Source organism: Atribacterota bacterium, from assembly GCA_028703475.1.
In the GTDB taxonomy this organism is placed as follows: domain Bacteria; phylum Atribacterota; class Phoenicimicrobiia; order Phoenicimicrobiales; family Stramentimicrobiaceae; genus JAQVMU01.
In genome coordinates, this window is record JAQVMU010000017.1 from 16162 (window position 1) to 20605 (window position 4444).

General features: G+C 33.5%; 5 protein-coding genes and 1 riboswitch. All 5 genes read left to right on the plus strand.

The genetic code is table 11. The annotated features are described in order from the left end of the window. Window positions 1–543: hypothetical protein (locus PHQ99_03485; protein ID MDD4288640.1), on the plus strand; the 543-nt coding region annotated here is incomplete at its 5' end. Window positions 544–727: 184 nt separating this feature from the next. Continuing rightward, the gene (locus tag PHQ99_03490; GenBank protein MDD4288641.1) at window positions 728–1360 is read left to right on the plus strand and encodes a GntR family transcriptional regulator; all 633 of its coding nucleotides are present in this window, start codon (window positions 728–730) and stop codon (window positions 1358–1360) included. Window positions 1361–1423: 63 nt separating this feature from the next. After that, the gene (locus PHQ99_03495) at window positions 1424–2377 is read left to right on the plus strand and encodes an NAD-dependent epimerase/dehydratase family protein (GenBank protein MDD4288642.1); all 954 of its coding nucleotides are present in this window, start codon (window positions 1424–1426) and stop codon (window positions 2375–2377) included. Window positions 2378–2421: 44 nt separating this feature from the next. Next, window positions 2422–3654 carry an aminotransferase class I/II-fold pyridoxal phosphate-dependent enzyme gene (locus PHQ99_03500; GenBank protein ID MDD4288643.1) on the plus strand — a complete coding sequence of 411 codons (1233 nt, stop codon included), beginning with the start codon at window positions 2422–2424 and terminating at the stop codon, window positions 3652–3654. Between the two features lie 202 nt (window positions 3655–3856). After that, window positions 3857–3949, plus strand: a riboswitch (cyclic di-GMP riboswitch). A gap of 47 nt (window positions 3950–3996) precedes the next feature. Continuing rightward, the coding region (locus tag PHQ99_03505) for a hypothetical protein (protein ID MDD4288644.1) at window positions 3997–4444 on the plus strand (448 nt) is incomplete at its 3' end.

A 4444-nucleotide genomic window follows, 5' to 3' on the forward strand; every position in this document is an offset into this window, starting at 1 on the left:
TTTGCAGTTGGTTTTCCTGTTGCTAAATATTGTAGCAACCATTATCAGAAGAATGAAAATCTAATAGCCAAGATAGTAAATACATTAATTGATCCATTTGTATTTGTCCCGGTAATCAGTTTAACGATAGGCCTTTTCCTTAATTTTTCTGAATATACCAGACCATTATTTTATGAGAAGATTATATCGTTTACTGTCCCGATGGCAAATTTTCTAATATTAGTTTCTATTGGTTTAGAGCTAAGAATATCAAAAGTAATATACTATCTAAAAGAATGTTCTGTACTATCTATAATTAAGTTTCTCATTGTCCCGTTTATTACAAGTCTGATTGCCTGGAAAATCGGATTAGGTGAAATTGATAGCGGCCTTCTTTTAAAAGTTATAATAGTTTTATCCTCAACTCCCGTTGCCTTAAATGCCCTTATTCCTCCCTCAGTTTATGATATGGAGTTAAACATGGTCAACTCATGCTGGTTATTTACTACATTTGCCATGATTATAATTATTCCAGTTCAATATTTTGTCGTAAACCTCATCTAAATTTTTATCCAGTGCATTTTCATATTTGCTGGTATTTGAAATACTCTATTTATCCTGTATTAAATATTATAAAAAAATATTAAACTAATATTCATTTGTAAATATATGTTGAAACCTGGTTCTTTAAATTATATAATAAAAATATATTGAAAATATATTCTGAATATATTAAAGAGTAACTATTATGAAGACTAATGATATTTATAATGAGTTAAAAAGGCGTATAGTCTTTTATGAGTATAAACCAAAGCAGATTTTAAGCATTAAAAACCTCTCTAAGGAATTTGGTGTGAGTGCTATTCCGGTTCGCGAAACACTTATCCGTCTGGAAGAGGAGAAGCTGATAGTAATAATACCAAATAATATCATCTATGTCAGTGATTTAAATTTCCAGGAATTAAAAGATGTTTTTGAGGTAAGATTATTTTTGCTGGGAATGGCTGCTAAACTGGCAGTTAAGAGAGCTAAACCTGAAGAGATTAAAGAGATGAAAATCCTGGCAGATAGACTAAAAGCAGAAAAAAGCAGAAAAAAGATTATCCGGTTAGATGCTGAATTCCATGATTTATTTAATAAATCTACCGGGAATGCAGTATTAGCTGAAAATCTGGAAAAGCTTAGAAATCGATTAGGTCGATTGTGGTACCTTGCTGAAGAGGGAGAAAGTTATTCATTACAGATTCCTAAAGAAATTGAAAATTTAATTATTGTACTGGAAAACAGGGATGGAGAGAAATGTAAAACAATCCTGGAAGAGCATGCTATTCATTTTATAGAAAGAATAAAAATTAACCTGTATAACGGGTATCCTATTTAAAATTACAAGTAGGGGATATCCGTTTTTTTTATTTAATAGAATAAAAACAAAGGAGGAATTTAAATGAAAAATATACTGGTTATTGGCGCTACCGGACAAATTGGTTCTGAGTTAACTATGGCCTTGCGCCAAAAATATGGTGATAGCCGGGTTATAGCAGGGGGACATAGTAAATCTCCATCTGCAATACTAAGAGATTCAGGACCTTTTGTCATCGCCGATTGCCTTGACAGTCAGGGAATAACTGATATCATAAAAAAATATAAAATAGATACTATTTATCATCTGGCAGCCCTGCTATCTGCAACAGCAGAACAAAAGCCTGATTTAGCCTGGCAGGTCAATTTACAAGGTCTGATTAATATTTTAAATATATCCCGCATTTATAAATGTGCTGTTTTTTTTCCCAGTTCTATCGGGGTATTTGGTTCCAGTACTCCTAAAGTCAATACACCTCAAGATACTGTTCAGCGACCCTCTACCATGTATGGTATAACTAAATTGACCGGTGAGTTGCTCTGTGATTATTATTTTAAAAGATATGAACTTGATGTTCGAGGAGTGCGCTTCCCGGGACTTATTTCCTATGAAACATTGCCTGGAGGAGGGACTACCGACTATGCAGTGGAGATTTTCTATGAAGCTATTTCACAAAAACACTATACCTGTCCACTAAAAGAAAAAACTTATCTGGATATGATGTATATGCCTGATGCCATCAAAGCTTCAATTCAAATAATGGAAACAGATAGCAGCAGGTTAATTCATCGTAATGGTTATAATGTTACTGCAATGAGTTTTTGTCCCAAAGATTTGGTTGAAGAGATTAAGAATTGGATTCCGGATTTTACAATTGATTACGAGATAGACCCTTTAAAGCAGTCTATTGCTGATTCCTGGCCGGATAGTATGGATGACAGTGCTGCCCGTAATGAGTGGGATTGGTCGCCGGAATATGATTTGGCAAAAATGACAGAAGATATGATTAAACAATTAAAAGAGAAAATTAAAAAATAATTTAGAAGAAAAATATTAAAATTGTTCAAGGGGAGGGTTTTATAATGGGTTTGGATAAAATGGAAAAAGCTCTAAAAGCAGAATTAAATACGCTGCAGGAAGAAGGTAGATTAAAGGGAAAGGAGATGATTATTACTGATATTAAAAAAGCTAAAGGCGAAAGTGGCCCCAGGTATTTTTTAAAAGGGAAAGAAGGCAAGCCATTTATAAGAATGAATTCTAATTCTTATTTAGGAATGTCTTTGCGTTCAGATATGCATTCTCCGGGAACCGAGGCAACCAGGCAGTTTGGAACAGGTCCTGGTGCAGTACGCTTTATCAGTGGTACCTTTCAGGTACATCGTAAATTAGAACAAAAATTAGCCGAATTTCATCACAGAGAAGATGCAATAATTTTTTCTTCAGCCTATTCAACTGTGGTTGGCGTCCTGGCTTCTCTGATTTCTCCGGAAACAGTAATTATCAGTGATGAGTTAAATCACAATTGTATTATTAATGCACTTAGATTATCAAGACCGGCAGAAAAAGAAATATATCCCCATCTTGACATAAATGAATTGGAAAAACAAATTAAAAAAAGCATCGGAAAAGGAAAGAGAGTAATAATTGTAACAGATGGTATATTCAGTATGCGCGGTGATTATGCCCCTCTTAATGCCATTTCCAGTATTACAAAAAAGTACCATGACCATTTTTCAGAAGGGGTAGTGTTGGTTGTAGATGATTCGCATGGAGTAGGATGTTTTGGAGCGACAGGTAGAGGAACAGAGGAATATACTGGAGCCAATGGTGTAGATATCCTGGTTGGGACATTAGGGAAAGCGTTTGGTGTGAATGGAGGATATGCAGTATCCAGTCAATCAGTTATTACTTACTTGAGAGAACATGCTCCCCTTTATATTTACTCTAATCCTATTTCTCCAGCAGAGGCAGCTGAGGCACTTTGTTCGCTTGAAATACTTGAAGGAGAAGAAGGTTCAGTGATTTTGGAACATTTAAAAAGAATGACAAAAAGATTTGAAACAGGGCTAAAGGAAATGAATTATGAAATTATCGAGAGTGACCACCCAATTGTCCCTTTAATGGTTAGAGACACTAAAAAAACCAGGGAACTGGTTGATTTTCTTATTGATAATGGTGTTCTGGCAACAGGGTTAAATTACCCGGTTGTTCCCAAAGGCGATGAAGAAATCCGTTTTCAGATAAATGCTGATCATACTGCTTATGATATTGACAGTGTGCTGGGAGTATTAAGAGAGTGGAAAGATAAAAAATAACAGCAAATATTTTATATTACATGTTGAGTTAAAAATAAAAAAAAGAGTTATGTCCAGGCTAATTAGAACCAATTACATAAGTAAAAGTAATTTTTTGAAATGGCAAAAAATGTAAAATGTATATATTAATGAATTTTTTTGTCTAAAATTACCTTATTTAGGGAATAAATTAAATAGGAATAAAAATAAATATTCGAAAAAAAACTGATAAAGGCAAACTGTTTGAAAAGACAGGACGCAAAGTTATGGATCTAAGGTGCATATTAATAAGTGCTATGGTTGCCAGGCTGCCAGTTATTTTTTATTTCTAAATAATTAATTTCAAATAGGGGTATTTTTAGAATGGAAAATACTAAATTAAACAAAGAAAAGAAATTAAATCCTCAAATAGGACTTATTGAAAAATACCAATACTTGATTAGCAAGATAGCCGGACAATTTAACAATATATCCGAATCAAAAGAAAATTTGGAAGAAGTTGGATATATTGGATTGTTAAACGCTGCAAATCTCTATGATAAAGAAGTACACCAGATTGATTTTCAAACATTTGCCCAGCTTCTTATTACAGAAGAAATGCATCAATATCTTATAAACAAAAACCGACAGGTGGATCGCCCCGATTGGCTTGTTAATTTAAACCACAGGATAGATAGTTATGTAATCGAGTATCAGGAAAAATACGGGCGTTTTCCTCAAATTTCTGAAATTTCTGAATATCTGAATATTAATACCTTCGGTCTACAGGAAATATTGAAAGCCAGGGATTCTTTATTAGAAAATTATTCTT